The sequence below is a fragment of the Sphingomonas flavalba genome, from assembly GCF_047553045.1.
GTDB classification, from domain to species: Bacteria; Pseudomonadota; Alphaproteobacteria; order Sphingomonadales; family Sphingomonadaceae; genus Sphingomonas_L; species Sphingomonas_L flavalba_A.
The window spans coordinates 1,381,325-1,406,521 of the sequence record NZ_CP180208.1; the positions used below are offsets into that span (position 1 = coordinate 1,381,325).

A 25,197-nucleotide genomic window follows, 5' to 3' on the forward strand; every position below is an offset into this window, starting at 1 on the left:
CATTGCCGCGTGCCGGCCGGGGTTACAAGCCGGCGAGCGCGTCGATCGCGCCCTGCAATATGTAGGAGGCGGCGAGCTTGTCGACCAGTTCGGCGCGGCGCGCGCGGCTGGCGTCGGCTTCGATCAGTGTGCGGGTGACTGCCTGGGTCGACCAGCGTTCGTCCCATAACAGGATCGGGCGCGCGCCAGACATGTTGCGGGCGAAGGCGCGCGTCGACTGGGTGCGCGGCGAGTCGCTGCCGTCGAGGTTGAGCGGCAGGCCGATGACGATGCCGGCGACCAGTTGTTCGGTCATCAGCGCTTCCAGCGCCGCGCGGTCGACCGAGAATTTCGTCCGCCGGACGAGGAGCGCCGGGCTGGCGATGGTCCATCCGGCGTCGCACAATGCGGTACCGATCGTCCGGGTACCGACATCCAGCCCGATCAGCCGGCCGGCGCCGGGCAACGCCGCGCGGAAGGCCGCGGGGTCGGTGCCGATCATTGCGATTTGTCGGTCTGATGCGCCGCCTGGTACGTCGCCAGGCGGCGAGCGATGTCGACACGGACGTTCGCCCAGAACAGCGGGTAGTCAAAGACATGATAGTTGTTGCCGGGCAGGGTGTAGGGGCCAAGCTCAGGCGGAGCGCCGATCAGCAAAATCCCGCGCTCGTCGCATCGCGCCGGTACGCGTCCGGGTTCGAGCGTCGCGCTTTTCAGGTCCTTGCTGGGGAAAAGGGTGCCAAGATTGGCATCGGCATCGGCGGCGGTGAACGGGATGCCGGTTAGCGGATTGGTGCACAGCATCGCGCTGCCCGCGCGCGGGGCGCCGTTGAAGCCGGTGGTCTGGTCGTAATGTTCAAAGATCAGCGACGGGTCGGCTGGCTCGGCGAAGCTTTGCCAGGATAGCAGGCAGCCGGCCTGTTCAGCCTGTTCGCACGGCGGCAGGCCGAGGGCGACGAGGTCGGTATCCACTGAAACCGGCCAGCCGACGATGTAGACGGCGACGATGCGGCCGACGATCGGCCGGCCCGCGACCCGCTCACGGAGCAGGCGGGTCAGGTGGAGCGAACCCTGGCTGTGTCCGGCGAGAATGATCGGCCGGTCGGCGGGGATGTCCTTTACGAAGCGATCGAACGCGGACAGCACGTCGCCATAGGCGAGGGCGAGCGCCTTCTCCGCATCGGCGCGGTCGGTCAGGAAGGCGCCGAATGTCGCCTGCCGGTATTTGGGCGCCCAGACGGTGGCGACGCCGTTGAACGCGCTTGCCTGCGCGCGCAGGAACAGGCGGGCGCGCTCGCTGGCTTCAATGTCGTCGAGCGGGGCGTTCCAGGCGGAACGTTCCAGGAAGGTTGTCGGGTGAATATAGAACAGCGCGGCGGGCGGTGCCCCGGAAGGCTGATAGCCTTCGGGCACCCAGAGTGACGGATCGGTCGGGCCCTTGCCGGGGTAGGAATACCACATCGCCGGATCGGCATAGGCGTCGGCGGCGACTTTCGGCGCGGCCTGGAACGCGGCGGTCGGTACGAAGGCGGCGCGCATCATCCGGTCGCCGAACAGGCGGTAGGCGAGGGCGGCGAGCAGCACGAGGACGATTGCGCCGGCGACGAAATACAGGAATTTACGGGCCAAGAGGGTGCTCCGAACTGCGCTTTCCGCCACCTAGCGGGCGGACAAGATCGCGTCCAACATTACCGTCGCGCTTGAAGCAGGACGGGCCGGATGCTAGCCGCGCGGCATGTCAGTCGATACAGCCACAGTCCGCCGGATCGCCGGCCTCGCCCGGATCGCGGTCAGCGATGCCGAAGCAGAGGCGATGGTGCCCGAACTCAACAACATTCTTGGCTGGATCGAGCAACTGGGCGAGGTCGACACCAGCGGGGTTACCCCGATGACCGCGGTCATCGCCAACAGCCTGCGGCTGCGCGACGACGTCGTCACCGACGGCGATGTGCGTGACGCGGTGCTGGCCAACGCGCCGCAGGCTGAACACGGCTTCTTCGCCGTGCCGAAGGTGATCGAATAATGGCTGAGTTGACCGACCTGGGTATCGCGGCGATCCGCGACGGGGTGCGAGACGGCACGTTCACCGCGCGAGAGGTGGCCGAGCAGTTCGTTGCGCGCGTCGCCGCGGCGCGCTCGCTGAACGCGTTCATCACCGAAACGCCGGAACATGCGCTGGCCGCCGCGGACGCCGCCGACAAGGCGCGCGCTGCGGGGACGCTGGCGCCGCTGTCCGGCGTGCCGATCGGCATGAAGGATCTGTTCTGCACCGCCGGCGTGCGTTCGACCGCCGCCAGCGCGATGCTTGGCGATTTCGTGCCGCCGTATGAATCGACGGTGTCGGCGAAGCTGTGGGCGGCCGGGGCCGGCATGCTCGGCAAGCTGAACCTGGACCAGTTCGCGATGGGGTCGTCCAACGAGACCAGCGCGCTCGGCGACGTCGTGTCGCCGTGGCGACGGAATGATGGCGGCAACGCCGCGCTGACCCCGGGCGGATCGTCTGGCGGGAGCGCCGCCGCTGTTTCGGCGCGGTTGTGCCCGGCCGCGACCGGCACCGATACCGGCGGTTCGATTCGCCAGCCGGCGGCGTTCACCGGTATTTCCGGGATCAAGCCGACCTACGGCCGCTGTTCACGCTGGGGCATCGTCGCCTTCGCATCGTCACTTGACCAGGCCGGGGCGATGGCGCGCGACGTGCGCGACTGCGCGCTGATGTTGCACGCGATGAGCGGTTTCGATCCGAAGGACGCGACCTCGCTCGACCTGCCGGTGCCCGACTGGGAGGCGGCGCTGTCCGCCGATCTGCGCGGCAAGCGCATCGGCATCCCGCGCGAATACCGGGTCGACGACATGCCCGCGGAGATCGACGCGCTGTGGCGGCAGGGCGCAGCCTGGCTGAAGGACGCCGGGGCCGAGGTGGTCGACGTGTCGTTGCCGCACACCCGCTACGCCCTTCCGGCGTACTACATCGTCGCGCCGGCTGAGGCGTCGTCCAACCTCGCCCGTTATGACGGCGTTCGCTACGGACTGCGCGACCTGCCCGAAGGCGCGGGGTTGCAGGACATGTACGCCGCGACCCGCGCCGCCGGGTTCGGGGCCGAAGTCAAGCGCCGCATCCTGATCGGCACCTATGTGCTGTCGGCCGGTTTCTATGACGCCTATTACACGCAGGCGCAGAAAATCCGGACCCTGATCGCCCGCGATTTCGAGCAGGCCTGGGCAAGTTGCGACCTGCTGTTGACGCCGACGGCACCGTCCGCCGCATTCGCGCTGGGCGAGCGCAGCGCCGATCCGATCGCCATGTATTTGAACGACGTGTTCACTGTGCCGTCGTCGCTGGCTGGACTGCCGGCGATGTCGGTTCCCGGCGGACTGGACGGACAGGGGCTGCCGCTGGGCCTGCAGCTGATCGGCCGTCCGCTGGACGAACAAGGGGTCCTGAACGCCGGTCTGGCGATCGAGGCGCGGGCCGGGTTTAGCGAGCGCCCCAGCGACTGGTGGTGACGAAATAGCGCCCTATCGCAGAAAAAGATGCTAAATCTGCTCGCGCGGCCGTGCAAAAGCTGAGAGAAGCGCCGCCGGTTAGCAAGGGGACGCGTTTTGTCGCATCGTTTCGAGGTGCTCGACAGCCTTCGAGGACTATGCGCCTGCGCCGTAGTGCTGTTCCATTTCCACACCATGGGCGTGCTGTCTAACCTGGACATTGTCCGGCATAGCTGGCTGTTCGTAGATTTCTTCTTTGTTCTTAGTGGCTTCGTTATAGCCAACGCCTATTTGGGGCGTTTGCAGGCGGGCTATTCAGGCTGGCGCTTCCTTGGCCTGCGGATGGGGCGCATTTACCCGCTGCACCTGTTCATCCTCCTGGTGATGCTGGTGGTGGAGCTGGTGCTGCTGCTGTGTGGAAGCGGTGGTTTGTCGACTCGGGTGCCGTTCACCCACGGCCGCAGTCCATTCGAGTTCGTCGGGTCGCTGCTGTTGCTCAACACCTTCGGCCTGACCGACGTTCTGCAATGGAATGGCCCCGCCTGGAGCATCGCCGCCGAGATGTGGGCGTATGTCCTGTTCGCTGTCGTGGTCTGTTTCGGCGGGCGGCGCGCGCTGCCGCTGTTCGCGCTGATCGCGATCGCGTCGCTGACCGGATTGTGGCTGTGGTCCGACCGGGCGCTGGATGCGACCTATGATCTGGGCTGGCTGCGATGCTTCTACGGGTTCAGCCTGGGTGTGCTGCTGTACAGCGCGCTTGGCGCGGTGCGCTGGCGGCCGGCGACGGCCGGGGCGGCGACGCTGGCCGAGGTCGCCGTCGTTGCGGCGTGTATCGCCTTCGTCACGCTGATCGGTACCGGGCCCGCAACGTTCGCGGCGCCACTGCTGTTCGCGCTCACGATTTTCGTCTTCGCCGGGGAAGGGGGCGCGATCAGCCGCGTGCTGAACCGGCCGTTGCCCCGGTTGCTCGGTACGCTGTCCTATTCGATCTATATGATCCACGTATTCGTGCAGGCGCGGCTGATCGACGGATTGCAACTGATCGGCGGCGACAGGTTTGTTCGCCCCAACCCGGCGCTGGGCGGTGCCGACTGGATCGTGCTGCCGGCGCCGTGGAGCGATGCGGTGACGGTGGCGATGGTAGTCATCGTCGTCGGTTGTTCCTGGCTGACCTATCACTGGGTCGAACAGCCGGCGCGAGCCTGGTCGCGGCGGTTGCTGGCCGACGGGCGCAAGGCGAAGGTTAGCCGCGCCGAAAGCGAAGCGCCGACTTTCTGACGCTTGCGATAGCCGCCGATCCGATTAGAGACGGTGCGATGACGACCAGCAGCTACCGAATCCAGGGCGCCACCGGCGAATGGGAAGTGGTGATCGGGCTTGAAGTCCACGCCCAGATTACGTCCAACGCCAAGTTGTTTTCCGGCGCGGCCACCGCGTTTGGCGCGGAACCGAACACGCAGGTTTCGCTGGTCGACGCGGCGATGCCGGGCATGTTGCCGGTGCCGAACCGCGAATGCATCCGCCAGGCGGTGCGTACCGGCATGGCGATCGAGGCGGAGATCAACCGCTGGTCCCGGTTCGACCGCAAGAATTATTTCTACGCGGACCTGCCGCAGGGCTACCAGATTTCGCAGCTCTACCACCCGCTTGTCGGCGAGGGATCGATCGCGATCGAGCCGGCCGAGGGCGAGGAGAAGATTGTCGGGATCGAGCGCATCCATGTCGAGCAGGATGCCGGCAAGTTGATGCATGACCAGCACCCGACCCGGTCCTATGTCGACCTGAACCGGTCCGGCGTGGCGCTGATGGAAATCGTGTCGCGGCCGGACATGCGTTCTCCGGCGGAAGCCGGCGCCTATGTCCGCAAGCTGCGCTCTATCCTGCGCTATGTCGGGTCGTGCGACGGCAATATGGAGGAAGGATCGATGCGCGCCGACGTCAATGTCAGCGTGCGCCGCCCCGGCGAGGAATTCGGCACCCGGACGGAGACCAAGAACGTCAATTCCGTCCGCTTTGTGATGGCGGCGATCGAGTATGAGGCGCGGCGCCAGGTCGACGTGCTGGAAAGCGGCGGCCGCATCGTGCAGGAAACTCGCCTGTTCGACCCGGACCGGGGCGAGACGCGGTCGATGCGGTCCAAGGAGGACGCGCACGACTATCGCTATTTCCCCGATCCCGACTTGCTGCCGCTGGAGTTGGACGAGGCGTTTATCGCCGAATGCCGCGCCAGCCTGCCGGAGCTGCCGGATGCCAAACGGGCGCGTTATCGCGATGTTCTTGGCGTCACCGCCTACAATGCGGCGGTGCTGACCGCCGAGGTGGAGACGGCGCGCTGGTTCGAGCGGCTGCTCGCGGCGTGCGGCGACAGGGTGACGGCGAAGGCGGCGTCTAACTGGGTGATTTCCGACCTGTTCGGCGCGCTCCACCGGGTCGGCAAGGATATCGACGCCAGCCCGGTCAGCCCCGAACAGGGCGCCGAGCTGCTCGCGCTGGTCGCCGACGGTACCCTGTCCGGCACGCTGGCCAAGCAGGTGTTCGAGATTATGCTGGAAACCGGCGGCGACCCGGCGAAGATCGTCGCGGAACGCGGGATGAAGCAGACCAGCGATACCGGCGCGATCGACGCGGTGATCGCCGATGTGCTGGCCGCCAATGCCGACAAGGTCGCGCAATACAAGGACGGCAAGGAGGCGCTGTTCGGCTTTTTCGTTGGCCAGACGATGAAGGCGATGGCCGGCAAGGCCAATCCGCAAGTGGTGAACGCGCAGCTGAAGAAGGCGCTCGGTTAGGCTTTCGGGCTGGCCGGTCGCCCGATCCGCTTGCTCTGGAGCGCCCTCCTGTTATAGACGCCGCCGACCGGCGGTCCTGACGCGGGCGTGGCGGAATTGGTAGACGCGCTGGATTTAGGTTCCAGTATCGAAAGATGTGGGGGTTCAAATCCCTTCGCCCGCACCAGTTTCGCCCATGCACGCTGCCGCCATCGCCATTCAGCTTGAAAAGGCATGTTGACCGAAATGCAGACTGTCGAGACGTTGAACGAAGGCCTGAAGCGCGCCTACACGCTCACCATCACCGCCAAGGACATCGACAAGCGCGTCGAGGCCGAGTTGAAGACCGTCGCGCCGCAGGTGCGGATGCCCGGTTTCCGCCCCGGCAAGGTGCCGGCCAATCTGGTCCGCAAGATGCACGGCCCGGCGTTGCAGCAGGACGCGCTGAACAGCTCTATTCAGGAAGGCGTGCAGAAGATTCTCGCCGACAACAAGCTGCGCCCGGCGATGCAGCCGTCGGTGGAGCTGGCCGAAGGATATGAACCGGGCAAGGATGCCCAGATCACCGTTTCGCTGGAGGTGCTGCCGCAGGTGCCGACGCCGCAGATCGACGGGCTGAAGCTGGAGCGGCTGACCGTGCCGGTGACCGACGCGCAGATCGACGAGGCGGTGGCGCGGATTGCGGCGCAGAACAAGAGCTGGGACGACGCCAAGCCGACCTACAAGGCGAAGACCGGCGACCTGGTGACGATGGATTTCGTCGGCAAGGTTGGTGGCGAAGAGTTCGCCGGCGGCAAGGGCGAGGGCATGGCCATCGAGATCGGCTCTGGCCAGCTGATCCCCGGTTTCGAAGACCAGCTTGTCGGCGTGAAGGCCAATGACGAGAAGACCATCGAGGTCACTTTCCCGGAAAACTACAACGCCAAGCATCTGGCGGGGAAGCCGGCGACGTTCGACCTGGTGATCACCGCGGTCAAGACGCCGAAGGAAACCGTCGCCGACGAGGAATTCGCCAAGGCGCTGGGCCTGGAAGGGCTGGACCAGCTGCGCGAGCTGTTCAAGGGACAGATCGAGCAGGAACATAACGGCCTGACCCGCACCCATATGAAGCGCCGGCTGCTCGACCAGCTGGCCGCCGCGCACGACTTCGACGTGCCGCCGTCGATGGTCGAGGCGGAGTTCAACCAGATCTGGGCGCAGCTTGAGCACGAGGCGGGCCACGAGGAGGACCCCGAGGCCGCCCGCGCCGAGATGGAGAAGGACCGCGAGGATTATCGCGCCATCGCCGTGCGGCGCGTGCGCCTGGGCCTGTTGCTGTCCGAGATCGGCCAGGCCAACGGCGTCGAGGTGAGCCAGCAGGAAATGAACCGCCTCGTCCAGCAGGCGGCGCAGCAGTACAACCCGCAGGACCGCGAGCGTTTCGTCCAGTACATCCAGCAGGAGCCGATGGCGGCCGCCCAGCTGCGCGCGCCGCTCTACGAGGACAAGGTCGTCGACTTCCTGTTCTCCAAGGCGGAGATCAGCGAGCGCGAAGTGACGCGCGAGGACATTGAGGCGGAAATCGAGTCCGAGGACGATGCCGGCCATGTCCATGGCCCCGGCTGCGGCCATGACCACCACGATCACGACCACGCCAAGCCGAAGGCCGCCAAGAAAGCGGCGCCGAAGAAGGCGGTGAGCGAGGACGCCAAGGCCGAGGCTTCCGCCAAGCCTGCGGCGAAGAAGGCGGCGCCGAAGAAGGCCGCTGCCGCCGAGGATGCGCCGGCCCCGGCCAAGAAGCCGGCCGCGAAGAAGGCCGAGGCAGCGAAGGACGAAGCGCCGGCCAAGGCCAAGCCTGCAGCGAAAAAGCCCGCCGCCAAGAAGACGGAAGGCTGAACATCGCCAAGGTCCGCCATTCTGGCCTTCGCCAGAGTGGCGGAACCCGCTAAGGCAAGGCGATGATGACCGATCCCGCCCGGTTGCCGCGAATCGCGGTGCTGTTGCCCTGCTATAACGAGGAGGCGGCGATCGGCCCGACGGTCGCCGCGTTCCGCGCCGCGCTGCCGCAGGCGACGATCTACGTCTACGACAACAACAGCACCGACCGCACCGCCGATGCCGCGCGCAAGGCCGGCGCGGTCGTTCGTGACGAGCGGATGCAGGGCAAGGGCCATGTCGTCCGCCGGATGTTCGCCGACATTGAGGCCGACATCTACGTGATGGCCGACGGCGACGCGACCTATGATGCCGCCGCCGCCCCGGCGATGGTGCGGATGCTGGCCGAGGAGCGGCTCGACATGGTTGTCGGCGCCCGGCAGAGCGAAGTGGAGGCGGCCTATCGCCGCGGCCACCGGCTGGGCAACGTGCTGTTCACCGGCATCCTCGCCTGGCTGTTCGGCCGCAGCTTCAGCGACATATTTTCCGGCTACCGGGTGTTTTCCCGCCGGTTCGTCAAAAGCTTTCCGGTGCTGTCCTCCGGCTTCGAGATCGAGACCGAGATCAGCGTCCATGCGCTTGAGCTGCGGATGCCGGTGGCCGAGAAGCTGACATCCTACGCCGCCCGCCCGGAAGGGTCGGCGTCGAAACTGTCGACCTGGCGCGACGGCTGGCGCATCCTGCGGACGATCGTAACCCTGTTCCGGATCGAGCGGCCGGTGCTGTTCTTCGGCGGGGTCGGGGCGCTGCTGGCGCTGGCGGCGCTGATCCTCGCCGCGCCGCTGGCCGTCACTTACAGCCAGACCGGGCTGGTTCCGCGCCTGCCGACGGCGGTGCTGGCGACCGGATTGATGATCCTCGCCATCCTGAACGGGCTGTGCGGATTGATCCTCGACACGGTGGTGCGCGGCCGGCTGGAAGTGCGGCGGCTGGCCTACCTGGCGCATCCGGCGCCGGGTGGGGTTGAACCCGGCTTGCCTTCACCCGATCTTAGCGCCTAGGCATTACCCCCCGACGAGCAGGAAATCAGGGATTCTTCATGAATAATCCGTTCGAAAACGGCCAGGTCCACGACGCGCTGGTGCCGATTGTCATCGAGCAATCGAACCGCGGCGAACGCAGCTTCGACATCTATTCGCGGCTGTTGCGCGAACGGATCATCTTCGTCACCGGGCAGGTGGAGGACCATATGGCCTCGCTGATCACCGCCCAGCTGCTCTTCCTCGAGTCCGAGAACCCGAAGAAGGACATCTACATGTACATCAACTCGCCGGGCGGGGTGGTGACGTCCGGCATGGCGATCCACGACACGATGCAGTACATCCGCCCGCGCGTCGGCACGGTGTGCATCGGCCAGGCGGCGTCGATGGGCAGCTTCCTGCTTGCCGCCGGCGAGCCCGGCATGCGCGTGGCGCTGACCAATGCGCGGATCATGATCCACCAGCCGTCGGGCGGTGCCCAGGGGCAGGCGACGGACATCGAGATCCAGGCCAAGGAAATCCTGCGCATCCGTCACCGGATGAACGAGCTGTACGCCAAGTACACCGGCCAGCCGATCGAGACGATCGAAAGCTCCATGGAGCGCGACAAGTTCCTGAGCGCTGACGAAGCGAAGACGTTCGGGCTGATCGACGAGGTGTTCGACAAGCGGCCGCAGCCGACCGAGGAACAGGCGGCGCCCGCCGCCTGACCGGGGGCGGCGCGGCGAAACGGAAAATTCGGCATTGTCGGATAGAATGGGCGCGGTCTAGGATACCCCGCCCGAACAGGCCCGCACGGCGGGCCGAAGGAAGGAACGGATGACCAAGTTGAGTGGCGGCGATTCGAAGAGCACGCTCTACTGCTCCTTCTGCGGCAAGTCGCAGCATGAGGTTCGCAAGCTGATTGCCGGACCGACGGTGTTCATCTGCGATGAATGCGTCGAGCTGTGCAACGACATCATCCGCGAGGAAACCAAGTCCGCGCTGGTATCCAAGCGCGACGGCGGCGTGCCGACGCCGCATGAGATCTGCGAGCATCTCGACCAGTATGTGATCGGCCAAACCCAGGCGAAGCGGGTGCTGTCCGTTGCGGTGCACAACCACTACAAGCGGTTGAACCACGGCGCCAAGGGCGGCGATGTCGAGCTGGCCAAGTCCAACATCCTGCTGATCGGGCCGACCGGTTCGGGCAAGACGTTGCTTGCTCAGACGATGGCGCGGCTGCTTGACGTGCCGTTCACCATGGCCGACGCGACGACGCTGACCGAGGCCGGTTATGTCGGCGAAGATGTCGAAAACATCATCCTGAAGCTGCTCCAGGCATCCGACTACAATGTCGAGCGGGCGCAGCGCGGCATCGTCTACATCGACGAAATCGACAAGATCAGCCGCAAGGCCGAGAACCCGTCGATTACCCGCGACGTATCGGGTGAGGGCGTGCAGCAGGCGCTGTTGAAGCTGATGGAGGGCACCACCGCCTCCGTCCCGCCGCAGGGTGGCCGCAAGCACCCGCAGCAGGAATTCCTGCAGGTCGACACCACCAACATCCTGTTTGTCTGCGGCGGCGCTTTCTCCGGGCTGGAAAAGATCATCGCCGACCGTTTGCAGGGCAAGTCGATCGGTTTCGGCGCCTATGTCGCGGCGCCCGAGGAGCGGCGCACCGGCGAGGTTCTGCGCCAGAGCGAGCCGGCGGACCTGCTGAAGTTCGGGCTGATCCCCGAATTCGTCGGCCGCTTGCCAGTGATCGCGACGCTGGAGGATCTGGACGTCGACGCGCTGGTCAAGATCTTGTCCGAGCCGAAGAACGCACTGGTCAAGCAGTACCAGAAGCTGTTCGAGATGGAGACGGTGACCCTGTCCTTCACCGAGGACGCGCTGGTTTCGATCGCCAAGAAGGCGATCGAGCGCAAGACCGGCGCGCGCGGCCTGCGTTCGATCCTGGAAGGCATTTTGCTCGACACCATGTTCGACCTGCCGTCGATGGACGGCGTCGACGAGGTGATGATCGACCGCGACGTGGTGGAAGGCCGCAAGGAACCGATCCGCGTCTACGCCAAGAAAGAAAAGGAAAAGGCCGGCGACGCCGCCTGACGGGCGGCATCACTGAAGCATGAGGCGCGGATGGGGGATAATGCTCACCCGCGTTTTTAATGGGCGCGGACGCGCATGGCGAGGCCGGAGGCTGCTCGGTAGCCGCGACCGTCGCCCATCGTCATCATGTGCGGTTCGTTCGATGCATTCGCCGATGCCGCATGTGCGGAGGTGATGGCGGGCACGCTGGCGGGGGACTTCTTGCTGATCCTCGACCATCTCCGCGAATGAGAAGCGGGCAGCGGATGGCGCTAGCAGATGCGCTGCTGACGCCTCCGCCCTACACTTACTAAGGGCAGTTTGGTACAGGGCTCCAAAGATTTTCGCCTCGTTCGTGCAGTACGTCGATCAAGTTCAATGGCGCAGAACCAGTCCGCTTAACCTCAAAACGAACGGGGTGACTGGGCGTTAGAGGTGCCCCGACAGGCTTAACGGTTATAACGTTGACGATTTGGTCGTTCGCTAGCGAAATAGCATTCTTTTTGTAGCCGCCATATTGCATAGAATGGTTCTTTACGGTGACGCTGATTTCATTTTCCTCATTCTCTGTAACAAAAGCGAAGCTAACGCTGGGCTCCATCAAATGTGATGCTTGAATTATAATTTCAAAAGAACCGTCTCCTGCATTAACTCTCTTGTAGGTAAGATTAGAAAACCCAAGATGCTGCGGTGTAAACGAGGCATTTCCTTGGGTGACGCTAACTATCTGAGCTATCGCTGATTCCAGTCCAATTGTATACATATCGATGAATAAGGTCTGTTTGAGCACGGCGGGCATTTCGCTACCGTCCATCCTGACTGGGATGATTCGGGTTTCACCTTTGGACGCAGAGTAGAGCGCGTTCTGCCACTCGAGTGCCACCATTCCGCTGGCGAGGCTATTTTTAGAGACAAAAAAGAACACAAACTCGGGCGCATCGAGGCCCTCGTTCATTTTATCAATGATCCCATCGCCGGGTTTGATCGACCACGAGTCATAGAACACTAGGTCCTGACCAAAAATCGCCGCTAATTTTACGGCGACGGCTTCGACAAGCGGTTTGTCGTTGCAGTTGTGACTCAAAAATATTTTGTGCGGCATCGACTTTCCCCAAATTACACAGAAGCTAACGGGTAGCGCCTTAATGTGAAGGGGGTGGCGGAAGAGGTGGGATTCGAACCCACGGACGGCTTGCACCGTCGCTGGTTTTCAAGACCAGTGCCTTAAACCACTCGGCCACTCTTCCGTGCCGCTTCCGGGCGTTTCGCCAAGGGCGGCAGGGGCGGATCTGTTGGTCCGCCGCTTACCGGGAACCGCTTATCCGGCTGGCGCGGGCTGGCAAAGCAAAAATCGTTGGTACGGCCTTTCGTGCATCCTGCGCGACGAAGGGAATGTCTTGTGCGGGGCGGCTGTGGCACTGTGAGCGCGCGGCGCTGGGGCGCTGTGGTTGCAGGGGAGAATGATGCGGGATTGGTTGGCGATTTCGGCACTGGCACTGGCGCTGGCGGCGACGCCGGCGGTGGCGCAGGACGAAGCGGGTTTTCAGGCGTTTCTGGGGGAGCTGCGCGGGCAGGCGGCCCGTGACGGGGTGAGCCAGCGGACGCTGGACGCGGTGATGCCGACGCTGACCTTCAACCCGCGTGTCGTTACCCTCGACCGGGCGCAGCCGGGTGGCAACCCGAGCGCGCCGCCATCGGCCATTCCCGCCTTTGCGCCTTATCGCGCCCGCCATGTCGACGCGGCGCGGATCAACCGTGGGCGCGCCAAATATCAGGCGCTGCGCCCCCGGCTGGAGCGGATAGAGACCGAGACCGGGGTGCCGGAATCGATCATGGTCGCGATCTGGGGGCATGAGACCAATTACGGCGGCTATACCGGCGATTTCGACCTGCTGCGCTCGCTCGCCAGCCTGGCCTATGAAGGGCGGCGGCGGCCGCTGTTCACCGGCGAGTTCATCGCCGCGCTGAAGATGATGGACCGGGGCATTTCGCGCGAGCAGCTGAAGGGGAGCTGGGCGGGCGCGACCGGCTATCCGCAGTTCCTGCCGAGCGTCTACCTGCGGGTGGCGCGCGACGGCGACGGCGACGGCAGGGCCGACATCTGGCGCAGCGAGCCGGATACGCTGGCCTCTATCGCCAATTACTTCGTCGATGCCGGTTGGCGGCGGGGGCAGGAATGGGGTTTCGCCGTGTCGGTACCGGCGGGGCTGGACCGCGCCGCGATCGCCAACCGGACCAAATCGCCGCGCTGCCCGCGCGTTCACGACCGCCACAGCCGCTGGCTGACCATGGCGGAATGGCGCGCGCGCGGGATTGTGCCGGAAAACGGCGCCTGGCCGCAGGACAGCCAGCTTGCGACGCTGATCGAGCCGGACGGGCCGGGCAAGACGGCCTATTTGCTGGGCGGCAATTACCGCGTGATCCTCGATTACAACTGCTCCAATTTCTATGGGCTGTCGGTGGGGTTGCTGGCGGATGCGGTGGCGCGCTGAACTGACCGCCCTGCTGCTGCTCGGCGGGTGCGGGACGACCGGTGGGCTGAACGACAGGGTGGTCAAGATCGGCCAGCCCTATGTCGTGGGCGGTGTGCGCTACGTGCCGGAGGACAGGCGCGACTACGACGCGGTCGGCTATGCCAGCTGGTACGGCCGCGACCATGCCGGCAAGCCGACCGCGAATGGCGAGCGTTTCGACCCCGGCGCGCTGACCGCCGCCCACCCGACATTGCCGATGCCGTCCTATGTCGCGGTGACCGCGCTGGACAGCGGCCGCACTATCGTTGTCCGCGTCAACGATCGCGGGCCGTTCTCACGCGAAAAGTTGATCGACCTGTCGCAGGCGGCGGCGCGGATGCTGGGAACGGAAGCGGCGGGCAATGCCCCGGTGCGGGTGCGGCGGGTTTACCCGACGGCCGAGCAGCAGCGCGCGGTGGCCCGCGGGCGCCGTATCGCGATGCTGCCGGAGCCGACGCCGGGCGAGCGGGCGGAGCAGCGGCGCCGGCTGGCGGCGCAGCCGCATGGCGGGCTGGCCCCGGTCGGGGCGCTGGTGGCGGCGGGGCGGGAAGGCGAAGCGGGGGCAACGTTCGTCCGCGTCGCGAGTTTCGCCAGTCGGGCGAATGCGGACGGGCTGGCGGCGGCGCTGGGCGGCAGCGTCGTGGCAACCGGACGCTATTGGCAGGTGCGGCTTGGCCCCTATACCGATGGTGCAGCGGCCGCGCGGTCGCTGGCGGATGTCGTCGCAAAAGGCTATCGCGACGCATCGGTCGTCGCAGCCGAGAGTTGGTGATTGTAACGAGTCGCAGGTAGGTCATGAAAGCATTTGTAATTCCGCCTCTTTTTATGATCGCCCTGGCGGCGCCTTCGGGCGCCGCGGCGCCGCCTTTCGACACAACGGCGCCGGTTGCGTTCATGAAGGACCTGTCGTCCGGCGCGGTGCTTTACGCCAAGGATGCCGACCGGCGGATGCCGCCGGCGTCGATGGCGAAGATGATGACCGTCTACATCGCCTTCGACCTGATCCGGAAAGGCGAGTTGAAGCTGGATCAACAGTTCACCGTCCGGCCGGAAACCTGGAAGCAGTGGCACGGCCCGTCGGCGGGATCGACGATGTTCCTGTCGCCGGGCGAGCAGGTCAGCGTGAAGGACCTTCTGCACGGCATCGTCACCCTGTCAGGCAACGACGCCTGCGTCGTGCTGGCGGAAGGAATACGCGGCACCGAGGCGGCATTTGCGGCGGAGATGAACCGCTATGCCCGCGCGCTGGGCATGGCGAACAGCCATTTCGGCAATTCTAACGGCTGGCCGGACGAGGGGGTGACCTATACCACCGCGCGCGACCTGGCGACGCTGGCGGCGGCGACGACGCAGAATTTCCCTGATCTTTACAAGGCATTCTATTCCCAGTCCGAATTTACCTGGGGCAAGACGATGGGGGGCGGCCAGCCGATCACCCAGCCCAATCGCGACCCGCTGCTCGGCCGGGTCGACGGCGCCGACGGGTTGAAGACGGGGCATACGCAGGAGGCCGGTTACGGTTTCACCGGGTCTGCGGAACAGAATGGCCGGCGACTTGTGATGGTCGTTGCCGGGATCGACAGTTACAACAACCGGATCAGCGAATCCGTCAAGTTCATGCAGTGGGGTTTCCGCGCCTGGACGGCGAAGCCGCTGTTGAAGAAAGGCACGCAGATCGAGACGGCGGAGGTGCAGCTGGGCGACAAGGCGTCGGTCGGGCTGGTCGCGCCGCGCGACCTGTCGGTGACGCTCCCCGGCGGGGCGGCCGGGGCGATGCAGGTCAAGGTGGTTTATGACGGGCCGGTAAAGGCGCCGATCAAGGCCGGACAGCACATTGCCGATCTGGTCGTCACCACCCCGGACATGCCGGCGCAACTGCTGCCGCTGGTCGCCGCGGACGATGTCGGCCCGGCCGGGTTCTTCGGCCGCGCCTGGGCCGGCCTCATGTCGTTTTTCGGGCGTTGAGCGGCCGGTTCATCTCACTGGAAGGCGGGGAGGGGGTCGGCAAGTCGACCCAGGCCCGGCGTCTGGCCGAGGCGTTGATCCAGCGCGGCGTCGATGTCGTGCTGACCCGCGAGCCGGGCGGTTCGCCGGGGGCCGAAGCGGTTCGCGCCCTATTGCTGGAGGGGGAGGGCGAACGCTGGACCCCGACGACCGAGGCGTTGCTGTTCGCCGCCGCGCGCGCCGACCATGTCGCCCGGACCATTCGCCCGGCGCTGGCCAGGGGCGCGACGGTGATCTGCGACCGCTTCATCGACAGTTCGCGTGCCTATCAGGGCGCCGCCGGGGTCGACGATGCGGCGATCATGGCGCTGCACGCGATCGGCAGCGGCGGCCTGCTGCCTGACCGCACCCTGCTGCTCAGCCTCCCGCCGGGTGAAGCGGCGGCACGGGCAATGGCGCGCGACGGCGGCAATGCGGACCGGATCGGCGGGCGCGACGCCGCCTATCATGCGAAGGTCGCGACGTTGCTCGCCAGTTTTGCGCGGGCCGAGCGCCGCCGTTTCCGCTTTGTCGACGCGGCCGGCGCGGAAGATGTGGTGACCCGTCGCCTGCTTGTCGCCGCGCTGGACGGCACGGCCGGATGACCAGCCTGATCGGCCATGACGCGGCGGTTGCCGCGTTTCGCGATGCGACCGACGACGGGCGGTTACACCACGCCTGGCTGATCACCGGCCCACGCGGCATCGGCAAGGCGCGCTTCGCCGATGCCGTCGCCAAGCGCCTGCTGGCCGAGGCGGCGGGGCCGCCGCCCGAGGCCGGGCTTGAGGTAGCGGAAGACCACCCGATCGTCCGGCTGATCGCCGCCGGCAGCCACCCGGATTTTCGCCGCCTCGAACGCCTGCCGCGCGAAGGAAGCGCAGGGGCTGGCGGCGAGCTGGCGCGCAACATATCGATCGCGCAGGTGAGGGCGCTACAGGCGCTGTTTGCGACGACGCCGTCGCTGTCGGCGCGGCGGATCGTGCTGATCGATTCGGTCGACGATCTGGAGCGCGCCGCCGCCAACGCGCTGCTCAAGAACCTGGAAGAGCCGCCGGCGGGCACGATTTTTCTGCTGATCAGCCATGCGCCCGGCCGGTTGCTGCCGACGATCCGGTCGCGCTGCCGGCTGCTGGCGCTGCGCCGACTCGACGCGGCGGCGACGGCGCAGGTGATCCGCGCCGAATTGCCGGAGGCGACGGAGGCGGAAGTGGCGGCGCTGACCGAGTTGGCCGACGGGGCGCCGGGCGCGGCGTTGCGCTTCGCCGGACTGGACGTTGCCGGGCTGGACGCGACGCTGGCGACGATTGCCGCGACCGGAGACGTGGACAACAGCGCCCGATCCGCATTGGCGCGCGCGCTGGCGCTGAAGGCCGCGCAGCCGCGTTATGAGGCGTTTCTGGAACGGGCGCCGGCGTTTATCGCCGGTGCCGCCGGTGCGTGCAGCGGCGCCGCGCTGGCCGATACGATCGCCGCCTGGGAAGAAGCGCGGGCGCTCGCTGCCTCCGCCGTACCGCTGGCGCTGGACCCGCAGGCGGTGGCATTCCAGATGGCGACGCTGGTCGCCGGCCTTGCTCCGGGGGCGCCAGCGGTTAAAGGCTGACCGCATGGCCGAACCATTCTACATCACCACCGCTATCAGCTATCCCAACGGCCGGCCGCATATCGGCCATGCCTATGAAGCGATTGCCACCGATGTCGTCGCGCGTTTCCAGCGGATGATGGGTCGCGACGTGCGGTTCCTGACCGGCACCGACGAGCATGGCCTGAAAATGGCGCAGACCGCGCGCGGGCGCGGGGTGACGCCAAAGCAGCTCGCCGATGAGATGTCCGGCTATTTCAAGGCAATGGATGACCGACTGAATATCAGCTACGACCGGTTCATCCGCACCACCGATGCCGATCACCACGCGGCCAGCCAGGCATTGTGGCGGGCGATGGCGGCCAATGGCGACATTTATCCCGGCCGCTATGAAGGCTGGTATTCGGTGCGCGACGAGGCGTTTTACGACGAGAAGGAACTGATTGCCGGGGACGGGGGCGAGAAGCTGTCGCCGCAGGGCACGCCGGTCGAGTGGACGGTGGAGGAAAGCTGGTTCTTTCGCCTGTCCGCCTACCAGCAGAAGCTGCTCGACCATTACCGCGCCAACCCGGACTTCATTCGCCCGGAAAGCCGCCGCAACGAGATGATCGCCTTCGTCGAGGGCGGGCTGTCCGACCTGTCGGTCTCGCGCACCAGTTTCGACTGGGGCGTGCGGGTGCCGGACAGCGACGACCATGTCATGTATGTCTGGGTCGACGCGCTGACCAATTACCTGACCGGCGCCGGCTATCCCGATGGCGACTGGGCGAAATGGTGGCCGGCCGACTTGCACGTCATCGGCAAGGATATCGTGCGGTTTCACACCGTCTACTGGCCGGCCTTCCTGCTGTCCGCCGGCATCGCGTTGCCGAAGCAGGTGTTCGGCCACGGTTTCCTGCTCCACCGCGGCGAAAAGATGTCGAAATCGCTCGGCAATGTCGTCGACCCGCTGGAGCTGGCCGAGCATTTCGGTGTCGACGCGCTGCGCTATTTCCTGCTGCGCGAAGTGGTGTTCGGGCAAGACGGCAGCTATTCCGCCGAAGCGATCGTTACCCGCGTCAACGCCGATCTGGCCAACAGCTTCGGCAATCTGGCGCAGCGGACGCTGGCGTTCATCGCCAAGAATCTTGACGGCGTAGTGCCGGTGGGCGGACGTGCCGACCCGGCCGATGCGGCGCTGCTTGCCCAGGTTGAGGCCGCTTGCGCGCAGGAACTTCCCGCTGCTTTCGCCGATCTGGCATTGGCGCAGGGAATAGAGGCGTGGATGCGCGCGGTGTTCGCGTGCAACCAGTATATCGACGCGCAGGCGCCCTGGGCGCTGCGCAAGACCGACCCGGAGCGGATGACGGCGGTGCTCGCCACGTTGTACCGGGCGATCGGCGACCTGGCGATCGCGATTGCGCCGGTGGTGCCGGCCGCGTCGGCGACGTTGCTCGACATGATGGGCGTGGCAGAAGGCGAGCGGAGTTATGCCGCGCTGGGCGACAGCGCCGGCCGCCACGCGCGGATCGCCGCGTCCGGCTTTCGCCTGTCGCCGCCGGCGCCGGTGTTCCCGCGGCTGGAACTGCCGACGGAGACAGGCGCTGATTGATGTTCATCGATAGCCATTGCCACCTGAACTATAAGGGGCTGATCGAGCAGCAGGCGGCGGTGCTCGACAGGGCGCGGGCGGCCGGTGTGACCGGGATGCTGAACATCGCGACACGGGAAACCGAATGGGACGCGGTGCTTGCCACCGCCGAGCGCGAGGCGGATGTCTGGGCGACGGTTGGCATCCACCCGCATGAAGCGGACGACCACAGCCATGTCGACACCGCGCGGCTGGTCGTGCGGGCGGCCCACCCACGGGTGATCGGCATCGGCGAGACCGGGCTGGATTATTATTACGACCACAGCGACCGTGCCCGGCAGCAAGCGAATTTTCGCGCCCATATTGCCGCTGCGCGCGAAACCGGCCTGCCGCTGATCGTCCATACCCGCGATGCCGAGGCGGATACCGCCGAAATTCTGGCCGAGGAGATGGGGAAGGGGGCTTATCGCGGCGTCATCCACTGCTTCACCGCCAGCGCAGATTTCGCCGACAAGGCATTGGCATTGGGGCTTTATATCTCCATATCCGGGATCGTGACCTTCAGGAACGCCACGGCCTTGCAGGAAACGGCGGCACGGTTGCCCGCTAACCGGCTGCTGATCGAAACGGATTCGCCGTTTCTTGCGCCGGTGCCGCATCGCGGCAAGCCGTGCGAGCCGGCCTTCGTGGCTGACACGGCGCGATTCCTGGCCGCGCTGCGCGGGGTGCCTGTTGCCGAACTGGGGGCGGAGACGGCGGATAATTTCAGGGCGTTGTTCACGAAGGCGGCGGCGTGAAGCTGCGCATTCTGGGTTGCGGCACATCGTCTGGCGTGCCGCGTATCGGCAATGACTGGGGCGCCTGCGACCCCGCAGAGCCGCGCAACCGCCGCCGCCGCGCCTCAATATTGATTGAAACGGCACAGAGCCGGGTACTGGTCGACACCACGCCGGACATGCGCGAACAACTGCTCGACGCCGCTGTCGCCGACATCGACGCGGTGCTGTGGACCCATGACCATGCCGACCATTGTCACGGCATCGACGATCTGCGGCAGCTCTACCACGCGCGCGGACGGCCGGTTGTCGGCTATGCGCGGCCGCAGACGCTGGCGTCGCTGCGCCACCGCTTCGCTTATGCGTTCGACGGCAAGGGCGATTACCCGCCCAGCGTCGACGGACGGACATTGCCGGACAGGCTGACCATCGGCGACCTCGACATTCAGATCGTCGACCAGCCGCACGGGACGATCACCTCCGCTGGTATTCTGTTCACAAGTGGTGAGAAGTCCATTGCCTACGCGACAGATTTCAATGAACTAACCGATGAAATGGCGGCGCTGTACGCTGGTGCGGACATCTGGGTGGTCGATGCGTTGCGGCATCGGCCGCATCCAACCCACCCGAACCTGGCGGCAACGTTGGGCTGGATCGCGCGGTTGCGGCCGGGGCGGGCGATCCTGACCCACATGGATCAGTCGATGGACTACGCAACGCTGGAGGCCATGTTGCCGGCTGGCGTGGCGCCCGGTTACGACGGGCTGGAGGCCGAAGCATGAACGAAGACCAGTCGCTCCAACTCGTCTGGCTGATCGGCGCGCTGATCCTCGTCGGCAGCGGCCTGATCGTCCGGCGGATGCCGTTTGGCCAGACGTTGAAACTGGTTGCCGCATGGGTCGGTATTTTCGGCGTCGGGCTGGTCATCGTCAGCTTTCGGGGTGAATTGACCGACCTGTGGCACCGGGTGGCCGGCGACCTGAGCGGCAGCCAGACCGTTGGCAACACGTTGCGCCTGCCGATGAGCGATGACGGCCATTTCTGGGTTTCGGCCAGCGTCAACGGGCATAGCCAGCGCTTCCTGATCGACAGCGGCGCGACGACGACGGCCTTGTCGGCCGGGACCGCGCGCGCCGCCGGTGTCACGATTGACGATGGCGCGCTGCCGGTGCTGCTGAACACCGCCAACGGTGTGGTCCGTGCGCGACGCGGGCGGGCGGAACGCTTCGTCGTCGGGCCGATCACCGCGCGCGACCTGCCGGTGGTCATCGCGGCGGAGTTTGGGGATACCAACGTCATTGGCATGAATTTCCTGAGCACGCTCAAATCCTGGCGGGTCGAGGGGCGATCGTTGGTTCTGGAGCCGCGAGGGGGCTGAGGAGAGCAAGAGATATTTTACATAATGTATATTATCGGACTTTGATATGACGGATAAAACGGCGCCCCCTCTCGGCGATCTGGTGGCGATCATGGCGCGGTTGCGCGATCCGCAGGGCGGCTGCCCGTGGGACGTGCAGCAGGATTTCGCATCGATCGCGCCGTACACGATCGAGGAAGCTTATGAGGTTGCCGACGCGATCGCCCGCGACGACATGGCGGCGCTGAAGGACGAGCTTGGCGACCTGTTGCTGCAGGTCGTGTTCCATGCGCGGATGGCCGAGGAAGCCGGCCAGTTCGCGATCGCCGACGTGATCGCCGCGATCTGCGCCAAGATGGTCCGTCGCCACCCGCATGTATTCGGCGAGCGTACCGCCGACGCCGCCGCGGTTCGCGACAGCTGGGAAACCATCAAGGCTGGCGAACGCCGCGCCGCGTCCGACGACGCCAGCGCGCTGGCCGGTGTCGCGCTGGCCCTGCCGGCGCTGCTCCGCGCGGAGAAGCTGCAGAAGCGCGCCGCTCGCACCGGTTTCGACTGGCCCGACGCCGACGGCCCGCACGCGAAGATTCTTGAGGAACTGAGGGAAGTCGACGCGGCCGAGGACGACGCGGCGCGGGTTGACGAGGTCGGCGACCTCCTGTTCGCGGCGGTTAACTTCGCACGCCATCTGAATATCGACCCCGAAGCGGCCCTGCGCCGGGCGAATGCCAAATTCGAGCGGCGGTTCCGGGCGATGGAGGTGAACGCGGGACAGGCATTCAGTGCCTTGCCGCTGGAGGACAAGGAACGGCTGTGGGTTGCGGCGAAGGCGGCGGAGTAGACGCGCTGATGGATTGCCCTGGCCCTGCGGCGCGCGCCATGACAGCGAGTGAGCGGTTTTAAGACGCCTGTGCTGTCGTCCGGCCCGCCCGGCGGGCGTTGAAACGGTGCCAGTCGGCATCGGACAGGCGGACGTCAACATGGACGCGCGTATCGCTGGCGGTGCTGGCCAGCACTTCGCCATGGGCGTGAAGCCAGGCAAGCGCGGCGCCGTCTGCACTGTCGAGATCGACATGGCGGACACGGTTGGCGGCGGTCAGCCGGGTGCTGGCGGTTGCGCGAAGGGCGTCGACCCCGGCCCCGGTCAACGCCGAGACCAGCACGACATCATCCCGTCGCGCCGCGATGTTGGCCAGCGCCTCCGCCTGTTCCGGCGCCAACAGGTCGATCTTGTTCCACGCTTCGATCCGGGGCGCGCCCCCTTCCCCGCCGGCACCGATTTCGGTTAGAACCCGCTCGACGTCAGCAGCCTGCGCGTCGCTGTCCGGGTGCGACAGATCGCGGACATGGACAATCAGATCGGCGGAGATCACCTCCTCCAGCGTCGCGCGGAAGGCGGCGACGAGCTGGGTCGGCAGATCGGAGACGAAACCGACGGTGTCCGACAGGATCGCCTTGTCGATACCGGGCAGCGTGATCTGCCGCATCGTCGGGTCCAGCGTGGCGAACAACAGGTCTTGCGCCATGACGTCAGCGCCGGTCATCCGATTGAAAAGCGTTGATTTTCCGGCGTTTGTGTAGCCGACGAGCGCGATCACCGGCCAGGGCGCGCGCTGACGCCGGTCACGGTGCAGGCCACGGGTGCGAGCGACGGTTTCCAGTTCACGCCGGAGCCGCGCCATCCGGTCGCGGATCAGCCGCCGGTCGGCCTCGATCTGGGTTTCGCCCGGCCCACCGAGGAAGCCGAAGCCGCCGCGCTGCCGTTCCAGGTGGGTCCAGCTTCGCACCAGCCGGCCGGCCTGATAGTCGAGATGGGCGAGTTCGACCTGGAGCCGCCCTTCGGCGGTGGCCGCCCGTTCTCCGAAAATCTCGAGGATCAGGCCGGTGCGGTCGATGACCTTGGCACTAAACGCCTTTTCGAGGTTGCGCTGCTGGATCGGGGTGACGGCACCGTCGACGATGACCAGTTCCGCCTCCGCCATGCGTGCCAGCGTTGCAATCTGTTCGACCTGGCCGCTGCCGAACAGCGTTGCCGCCTTGGGCGCGCGCAGCCTGAGCGCGATGCGGTCGCGCACGTCGATACCGATCGCGGCGGCAAGGCCCGCGGCCTCGTCCAGCCGCGCGTCGGCGCCACGCCCCCCGCCCGCCCCGATATCGGGATAGGCTAGGATCGCGCGCGCGCCACGGGCGAAGTCATCGGCCTGCCGGTTGAATCCGCTCAATCGGCGTCCTCGCCCTCCGCCGCCAGATTCAGCGGATGGGCCGGTTGCACGGTGGAGATCGCGTGCTTGTAGACAAGCTGGGTCATGCCGTCGCGCTGGAGCAGCATGCAGAACAGGTCGAACGCGGCGATCACGCCCTGCAGCATCACGCCGTTGACGAGGAACATCGTCACCGGCTCATCGGAGCGGCGCACGGCGTTCAGGAAGACGTCCTGCAGCAGCACCGGTTTGCGCTGGCCGTCCTCGAACGCCTTTTCGATCGGCGCGAAGTCCATCGGCTGCGCCGGCATCACCGTCGAGATCGCATGTTTGTAAACGAGCTGGGCATTGCCGTCGCGGCGCAGGAGCACCGAAAAATTGTCGAACCAGGTGATGATTCCCTGCAGTTTGACTCCCTTGACCAGGAACATCGTCACCGGGGTTTTGGATTTTCTGAGGGAGTTCAGGAAAATATCCTGAAGATTGTTGGTCTTTTCGGCCACTGCCGTTGCTCCGGTTGTTGGCGAGCCTTTTGGCCCGCTGGGTCGCGTTTTCGTCAACGTCTTCGCCGGACGCAACGGTCCGGCCGCCCCTAGATAGGACGGCGGACCGGGTTCGTCACCCCGCCTTGCTATTCGTCGTCGCGCGGATCGGACAGGCCGAGGACCTTCAACTTGCGGTGGAGGGCGGAACGCTCCATGCCGATGAAGTGCGCGGTACGTGAGATATTGCCGGAAAAGCGGCGGATCTGGATGCGCAGATATTCGCGTTCGAACGTTTCCCGCGCTTCACGCAGCGGCGCGCCCATGATGGCGCTGGTTGTTGCGCCCCCGCTGATCTGCGGCTGATCGCCCATGATTTCCGGCGGCAGCATGTCGATGTCGATCCGGCCGATCCGGTCGCCCGGCGCCATGATGATCGTCCGTTCAACGATGTTGCGGAGCTGGCGGACGTTGCCCGGCCAGTCATAGGCCTGGAGGGCGGCGACCGCGTCGTCGGCGATGCCCGGTGTCGGCACCCGCCGTTCCGCCGCGTAGCGGGCGACGAAATGATCGACCAGCGGCGGAATATCCTCGCGCCGTTCGGTGAGCGGCGGCAGGCGGATCGGCACGACGTTCAACCGGTAATACAGGTCTTCGCGGAAGCGGCCGGCGCCGATCTCCTCCGCCAGCCCGCGCGCGGTGGAGGAGACGACGCGGACGTCGACCTTGACCATCCGTTGCCCGCCGACGCGCATGAAGCTCTGGTCGGTCAGCACGCGCAGGATTTTGCCCTGCGTCGGCAGCGGCATGTCGGCGATCTCGTCGAGGAACAGGGTGCCGCCATGGGCCTGTTCGAACAGGCCCGGACGGGACAGTTCGCCGCCCTCCTCCACGCCGAACAGTTCTTCCTCCACCCGTTCCGGGGTCATCCGCGCCGCGCTGACGACGATGAACGGCGCGTCCGCGCGTGTGCTCCACGAATGGAGCAGGCGCGCGGCGACCTCTTTGCCGACACCGGCCGGGCCGGTGATAAGCACCCGGCTGCCGGTTTGCGCCACGCGTTTCAGCGTCGCGCGGACGCTGTTGATCAGCGAGGAACTGCCGGTCAGTTCCTCCCCCAGCCCGATCTGCGCCTTCAGCGCCGCATTCTCGCGCTGCAGCCGTTCGGTTTCGGTGGCGCGACGGACCAGATGGAGTAGGCGTTCGGCCTCGAACGGCTTTTCGATGAAATCGGCGGCGCCCCGGCCGACGGCGGCAACGGCGGTGTCGATATTGCCGTGGCCGGAAATGACCAGAACCGGGATCGTCGGGTCGCGGCGCTTGATCTCTTCGAGCAGATCGAGCCCGTCGAGCTTCGAGCCTTGCAGCCAGACGTCGAGCAGCGCCAGCGATGGTCGGCGTTCGTCGATCGCGGCGAGTGCGGCATCGCTGTCCGCCGCCACGCGGGTGCTGTACCCTTCGTCTTCCAGCACGCCGGCCACAAGTTCGCGAATATCGCGCTCGTCATCGACTATGAGGATATCCAGGGCCATGGTTTCAATC

The 25,197-nt window shown here is 66.1% G+C and carries 24 protein-coding genes and 2 tRNA genes; 19 read left to right on the forward strand and 7 right to left on the reverse strand.

Annotated elements, in window-relative coordinates:
- Positions 1 to 22: 22 nt before the first annotated feature.
- Together ruvX and ACMT1E_RS06570 are read right to left on the reverse strand one after the other, a co-directional pair.
- Positions 23 to 481, reverse strand: a complete 459-nt coding sequence (gene ruvX, locus ACMT1E_RS06565; RefSeq protein WP_414902860.1) for a Holliday junction resolvase RuvX — start codon at positions 479 to 481, stop codon at positions 23 to 25.
- On the reverse strand, positions 478 to 1,608 hold the full coding sequence (locus ACMT1E_RS06570) for a DUF3089 domain-containing protein (RefSeq protein WP_414902862.1): 1,131 nt from the start codon (positions 1,606 to 1,608) through the stop codon (positions 478 to 480). Before ACMT1E_RS06570 ends, ruvX begins: the two co-directional genes overlap by 4 nt.
- Positions 1,609 to 1,714: 106 nt before the next feature.
- Between ACMT1E_RS06570 and gatC the strand changes: the two genes are divergently transcribed.
- The 9 genes from gatC to clpX all read left to right on the forward strand — a co-directional run bounded on the left by gatC (position 1,715) and on the right by clpX (position 11,215).
- Positions 1,715 to 2,002: an Asp-tRNA(Asn)/Glu-tRNA(Gln) amidotransferase subunit GatC gene (gatC, locus tag ACMT1E_RS06575; protein ID WP_414902864.1), complete on the forward strand. Its 288-nt coding sequence runs from the start codon at positions 1,715 to 1,717 to the stop codon at positions 2,000 to 2,002.
- Complete coding sequence (gatA, locus tag ACMT1E_RS06580) at positions 2,002 to 3,483, forward strand: Asp-tRNA(Asn)/Glu-tRNA(Gln) amidotransferase subunit GatA (protein WP_414902866.1); 1,482 nt, start codon at positions 2,002 to 2,004, stop codon at positions 3,481 to 3,483. The genes gatC and gatA overlap by 1 nt, the downstream gene beginning before the upstream one ends.
- A gap of 96 nt (positions 3,484 to 3,579) precedes the next feature.
- A complete protein-coding gene (locus ACMT1E_RS06585) occupies positions 3,580 to 4,740 on the forward strand; it encodes an acyltransferase family protein (protein WP_414902867.1) in 1,161 nt (386 codons plus the stop codon).
- A 38-nt stretch (positions 4,741 to 4,778) separates the two neighbouring features.
- On the forward strand, positions 4,779 to 6,251 hold the full coding sequence (gene gatB / locus ACMT1E_RS06590; RefSeq protein ID WP_414902869.1) for an Asp-tRNA(Asn)/Glu-tRNA(Gln) amidotransferase subunit GatB: 1,473 nt from the start codon (positions 4,779 to 4,781) through the stop codon (positions 6,249 to 6,251).
- 81 nt (positions 6,252 to 6,332) lie between these two features.
- Positions 6,333 to 6,417, forward strand: a tRNA-Leu gene (locus tag ACMT1E_RS06595).
- A gap of 59 nt (positions 6,418 to 6,476) precedes the next feature.
- Positions 6,477 to 8,105, forward strand: coding sequence for a trigger factor (gene tig / locus ACMT1E_RS06600; RefSeq protein WP_414903297.1), 1,629 nt, complete (start codon positions 6,477 to 6,479; stop codon positions 8,103 to 8,105).
- 65 nt (positions 8,106 to 8,170) lie between these two features.
- Entirely contained in the window at positions 8,171 to 9,145 is a 975-nt protein-coding gene (locus ACMT1E_RS06605; RefSeq protein WP_414903298.1) for a glycosyltransferase family 2 protein, read from the forward strand.
- 38 nt (positions 9,146 to 9,183) lie between these two features.
- Positions 9,184 to 9,834 (forward strand): ATP-dependent Clp endopeptidase proteolytic subunit ClpP, encoded by a 651-nt coding sequence (gene clpP / locus ACMT1E_RS06610; protein WP_414902871.1) that lies wholly within the window; start codon positions 9,184 to 9,186, stop codon positions 9,832 to 9,834.
- 109 nt (positions 9,835 to 9,943) lie between these two features.
- Positions 9,944 to 11,215, forward strand: coding sequence for an ATP-dependent Clp protease ATP-binding subunit ClpX (gene clpX / locus ACMT1E_RS06615; protein WP_414902873.1), 1,272 nt, complete (start codon positions 9,944 to 9,946; stop codon positions 11,213 to 11,215).
- A gap of 289 nt (positions 11,216 to 11,504) precedes the next feature.
- On the opposite strand, the gene ACMT1E_RS06620 is transcribed toward clpX, so the two are convergent.
- Positions 11,505 to 12,296 (reverse strand): toll/interleukin-1 receptor domain-containing protein, encoded by a 792-nt coding sequence (locus ACMT1E_RS06620; protein WP_414902875.1) that lies wholly within the window; start codon positions 12,294 to 12,296, stop codon positions 11,505 to 11,507.
- 55 nt (positions 12,297 to 12,351) lie between these two features.
- Positions 12,352 to 12,441, reverse strand: a tRNA-Ser gene (locus ACMT1E_RS06625).
- A 216-nt stretch (positions 12,442 to 12,657) separates the two neighbouring features.
- Here ACMT1E_RS06625 and ACMT1E_RS06630 point away from each other — a divergent pair.
- From ACMT1E_RS06630 to mazG, 10 genes are read left to right on the forward strand one after another with little or no spacing between them, the layout of a single operon-like run.
- The gene (locus tag ACMT1E_RS06630) at positions 12,658 to 13,686 is read left to right on the forward strand and encodes a lytic murein transglycosylase (protein ID WP_414902877.1); all 1,029 of its coding nucleotides are present in this window, start codon (positions 12,658 to 12,660) and stop codon (positions 13,684 to 13,686) included.
- Positions 13,670 to 14,479 carry a septal ring lytic transglycosylase RlpA family protein gene (locus ACMT1E_RS06635; RefSeq protein ID WP_414902879.1) on the forward strand — a complete coding sequence of 270 codons (810 nt, stop codon included), beginning with the start codon at positions 13,670 to 13,672 and terminating at the stop codon, positions 14,477 to 14,479. The genes ACMT1E_RS06630 and ACMT1E_RS06635 overlap by 17 nt, the downstream gene beginning before the upstream one ends.
- Before the next feature lie 53 nt (positions 14,480 to 14,532).
- Positions 14,533 to 15,672 carry a D-alanyl-D-alanine carboxypeptidase family protein gene (locus ACMT1E_RS06640; RefSeq protein WP_414902881.1) on the forward strand — a complete coding sequence of 380 codons (1,140 nt, stop codon included), beginning with the start codon at positions 14,533 to 14,535 and terminating at the stop codon, positions 15,670 to 15,672.
- Positions 15,669 to 16,295, forward strand: coding sequence for a dTMP kinase (gene tmk / locus ACMT1E_RS06645; RefSeq protein WP_414902883.1), 627 nt, complete (start codon positions 15,669 to 15,671; stop codon positions 16,293 to 16,295). The genes ACMT1E_RS06640 and tmk overlap by 4 nt, the downstream gene beginning before the upstream one ends.
- Positions 16,292 to 17,290: an AAA family ATPase gene (locus ACMT1E_RS06650; RefSeq protein WP_414902885.1), complete on the forward strand. Its 999-nt coding sequence runs from the start codon at positions 16,292 to 16,294 to the stop codon at positions 17,288 to 17,290. The genes tmk and ACMT1E_RS06650 overlap by 4 nt, the downstream gene beginning before the upstream one ends.
- A 4-nt stretch (positions 17,291 to 17,294) precedes the next feature.
- The gene (gene metG / locus ACMT1E_RS06655) at positions 17,295 to 18,860 is read left to right on the forward strand and encodes a methionine--tRNA ligase (RefSeq protein WP_414902887.1); all 1,566 of its coding nucleotides are present in this window, start codon (positions 17,295 to 17,297) and stop codon (positions 18,858 to 18,860) included.
- Positions 18,860 to 19,636 (forward strand): TatD family hydrolase, encoded by a 777-nt coding sequence (locus ACMT1E_RS06660; protein WP_414902889.1) that lies wholly within the window; start codon positions 18,860 to 18,862, stop codon positions 19,634 to 19,636. The genes metG and ACMT1E_RS06660 overlap by 1 nt, the downstream gene beginning before the upstream one ends.
- Entirely contained in the window at positions 19,633 to 20,397 is a 765-nt protein-coding gene (locus ACMT1E_RS06665; protein WP_414902891.1) for an MBL fold metallo-hydrolase, read from the forward strand. The genes ACMT1E_RS06660 and ACMT1E_RS06665 overlap by 4 nt, the downstream gene beginning before the upstream one ends.
- Complete coding sequence (locus ACMT1E_RS06670) at positions 20,394 to 20,993, forward strand: TIGR02281 family clan AA aspartic protease (protein WP_414902893.1); 600 nt, start codon at positions 20,394 to 20,396, stop codon at positions 20,991 to 20,993. Before ACMT1E_RS06665 ends, ACMT1E_RS06670 begins: the two co-directional genes overlap by 4 nt.
- Before the next feature lie 46 nt (positions 20,994 to 21,039).
- Positions 21,040 to 21,813 carry a nucleoside triphosphate pyrophosphohydrolase gene (gene mazG / locus ACMT1E_RS06675; RefSeq protein ID WP_414902895.1) on the forward strand — a complete coding sequence of 258 codons (774 nt, stop codon included), beginning with the start codon at positions 21,040 to 21,042 and terminating at the stop codon, positions 21,811 to 21,813.
- Between the two features lie 58 nt (positions 21,814 to 21,871).
- Here the strand turns inward: mazG and hflX are convergent, their stop codons facing one another.
- From hflX to ACMT1E_RS06690, 3 genes are all read right to left on the reverse strand, one after another.
- Positions 21,872 to 23,194 carry a GTPase HflX gene (gene hflX / locus ACMT1E_RS06680; protein WP_414902897.1) on the reverse strand — a complete coding sequence of 441 codons (1,323 nt, stop codon included), beginning with the start codon at positions 23,192 to 23,194 and terminating at the stop codon, positions 21,872 to 21,874.
- The gene (hfq, locus tag ACMT1E_RS06685; protein WP_414902899.1) at positions 23,191 to 23,676 is read right to left on the reverse strand and encodes an RNA chaperone Hfq; all 486 of its coding nucleotides are present in this window, start codon (positions 23,674 to 23,676) and stop codon (positions 23,191 to 23,193) included. The genes hflX and hfq overlap by 4 nt, the downstream gene beginning before the upstream one ends.
- Positions 23,677 to 23,804: 128 nt before the next feature.
- The gene (locus ACMT1E_RS06690) at positions 23,805 to 25,187 is read right to left on the reverse strand and encodes a sigma-54-dependent transcriptional regulator (protein ID WP_414902901.1); all 1,383 of its coding nucleotides are present in this window, start codon (positions 25,185 to 25,187) and stop codon (positions 23,805 to 23,807) included.
- Positions 25,188 to 25,197 lie beyond the last annotated feature (10 nt).

Bases quoted from the DNA above. Each gene is read 5' to 3' on its own strand.
- ACMT1E_RS06620 (WP_414902875.1), bottom strand. From the start codon at position 12,296: ATGCCGCACAAAATATTTTTGAGTCACAACTGCAACGACAAACCGCTT.
- metG (WP_414902887.1), top strand. From the start codon at position 17,295: ATGGCCGAACCATTCTACATCACCACCGCTATCAGCTATCCCAACGGC.
- tig (WP_414903297.1), top strand. From the start codon at position 6,477: ATGCAGACTGTCGAGACGTTGAACGAAGGCCTGAAGCGCGCCTACACG.
- ruvX (WP_414902860.1), bottom strand. From the start codon at position 481: ATGATCGGCACCGACCCCGCGGCCTTCCGCGCGGCGTTGCCCGGCGCC.
- mazG (WP_414902895.1), top strand. From the start codon at position 21,040: ATGACGGATAAAACGGCGCCCCCTCTCGGCGATCTGGTGGCGATCATG.
- ACMT1E_RS06630 (WP_414902877.1), top strand. From the start codon at position 12,658: ATGCGGGATTGGTTGGCGATTTCGGCACTGGCACTGGCGCTGGCGGCG.
- ACMT1E_RS06605 (WP_414903298.1), top strand. From the start codon at position 8,171: ATGACCGATCCCGCCCGGTTGCCGCGAATCGCGGTGCTGTTGCCCTGC.
- ACMT1E_RS06650 (WP_414902885.1), top strand. From the start codon at position 16,292: ATGACCAGCCTGATCGGCCATGACGCGGCGGTTGCCGCGTTTCGCGAT.
- clpX (WP_414902873.1), top strand. From the start codon at position 9,944: ATGACCAAGTTGAGTGGCGGCGATTCGAAGAGCACGCTCTACTGCTCC.
- gatC (WP_414902864.1), top strand. From the start codon at position 1,715: ATGTCAGTCGATACAGCCACAGTCCGCCGGATCGCCGGCCTCGCCCGG.
- ACMT1E_RS06670 (WP_414902893.1), top strand. From the start codon at position 20,394: ATGAACGAAGACCAGTCGCTCCAACTCGTCTGGCTGATCGGCGCGCTG.
- ACMT1E_RS06660 (WP_414902889.1), top strand. From the start codon at position 18,860: ATGTTCATCGATAGCCATTGCCACCTGAACTATAAGGGGCTGATCGAG.
- ACMT1E_RS06640 (WP_414902881.1), top strand. From the start codon at position 14,533: ATGATCGCCCTGGCGGCGCCTTCGGGCGCCGCGGCGCCGCCTTTCGAC.
- gatA (WP_414902866.1), top strand. From the start codon at position 2,002: ATGGCTGAGTTGACCGACCTGGGTATCGCGGCGATCCGCGACGGGGTG.
- gatB (WP_414902869.1), top strand. From the start codon at position 4,779: ATGACGACCAGCAGCTACCGAATCCAGGGCGCCACCGGCGAATGGGAA.
- clpP (WP_414902871.1), top strand. From the start codon at position 9,184: ATGAATAATCCGTTCGAAAACGGCCAGGTCCACGACGCGCTGGTGCCG.
- ACMT1E_RS06690 (WP_414902901.1), bottom strand. From the start codon at position 25,187: ATGGCCCTGGATATCCTCATAGTCGATGACGAGCGCGATATTCGCGAA.
- ACMT1E_RS06635 (WP_414902879.1), top strand. From the start codon at position 13,670: ATGCGGTGGCGCGCTGAACTGACCGCCCTGCTGCTGCTCGGCGGGTGC.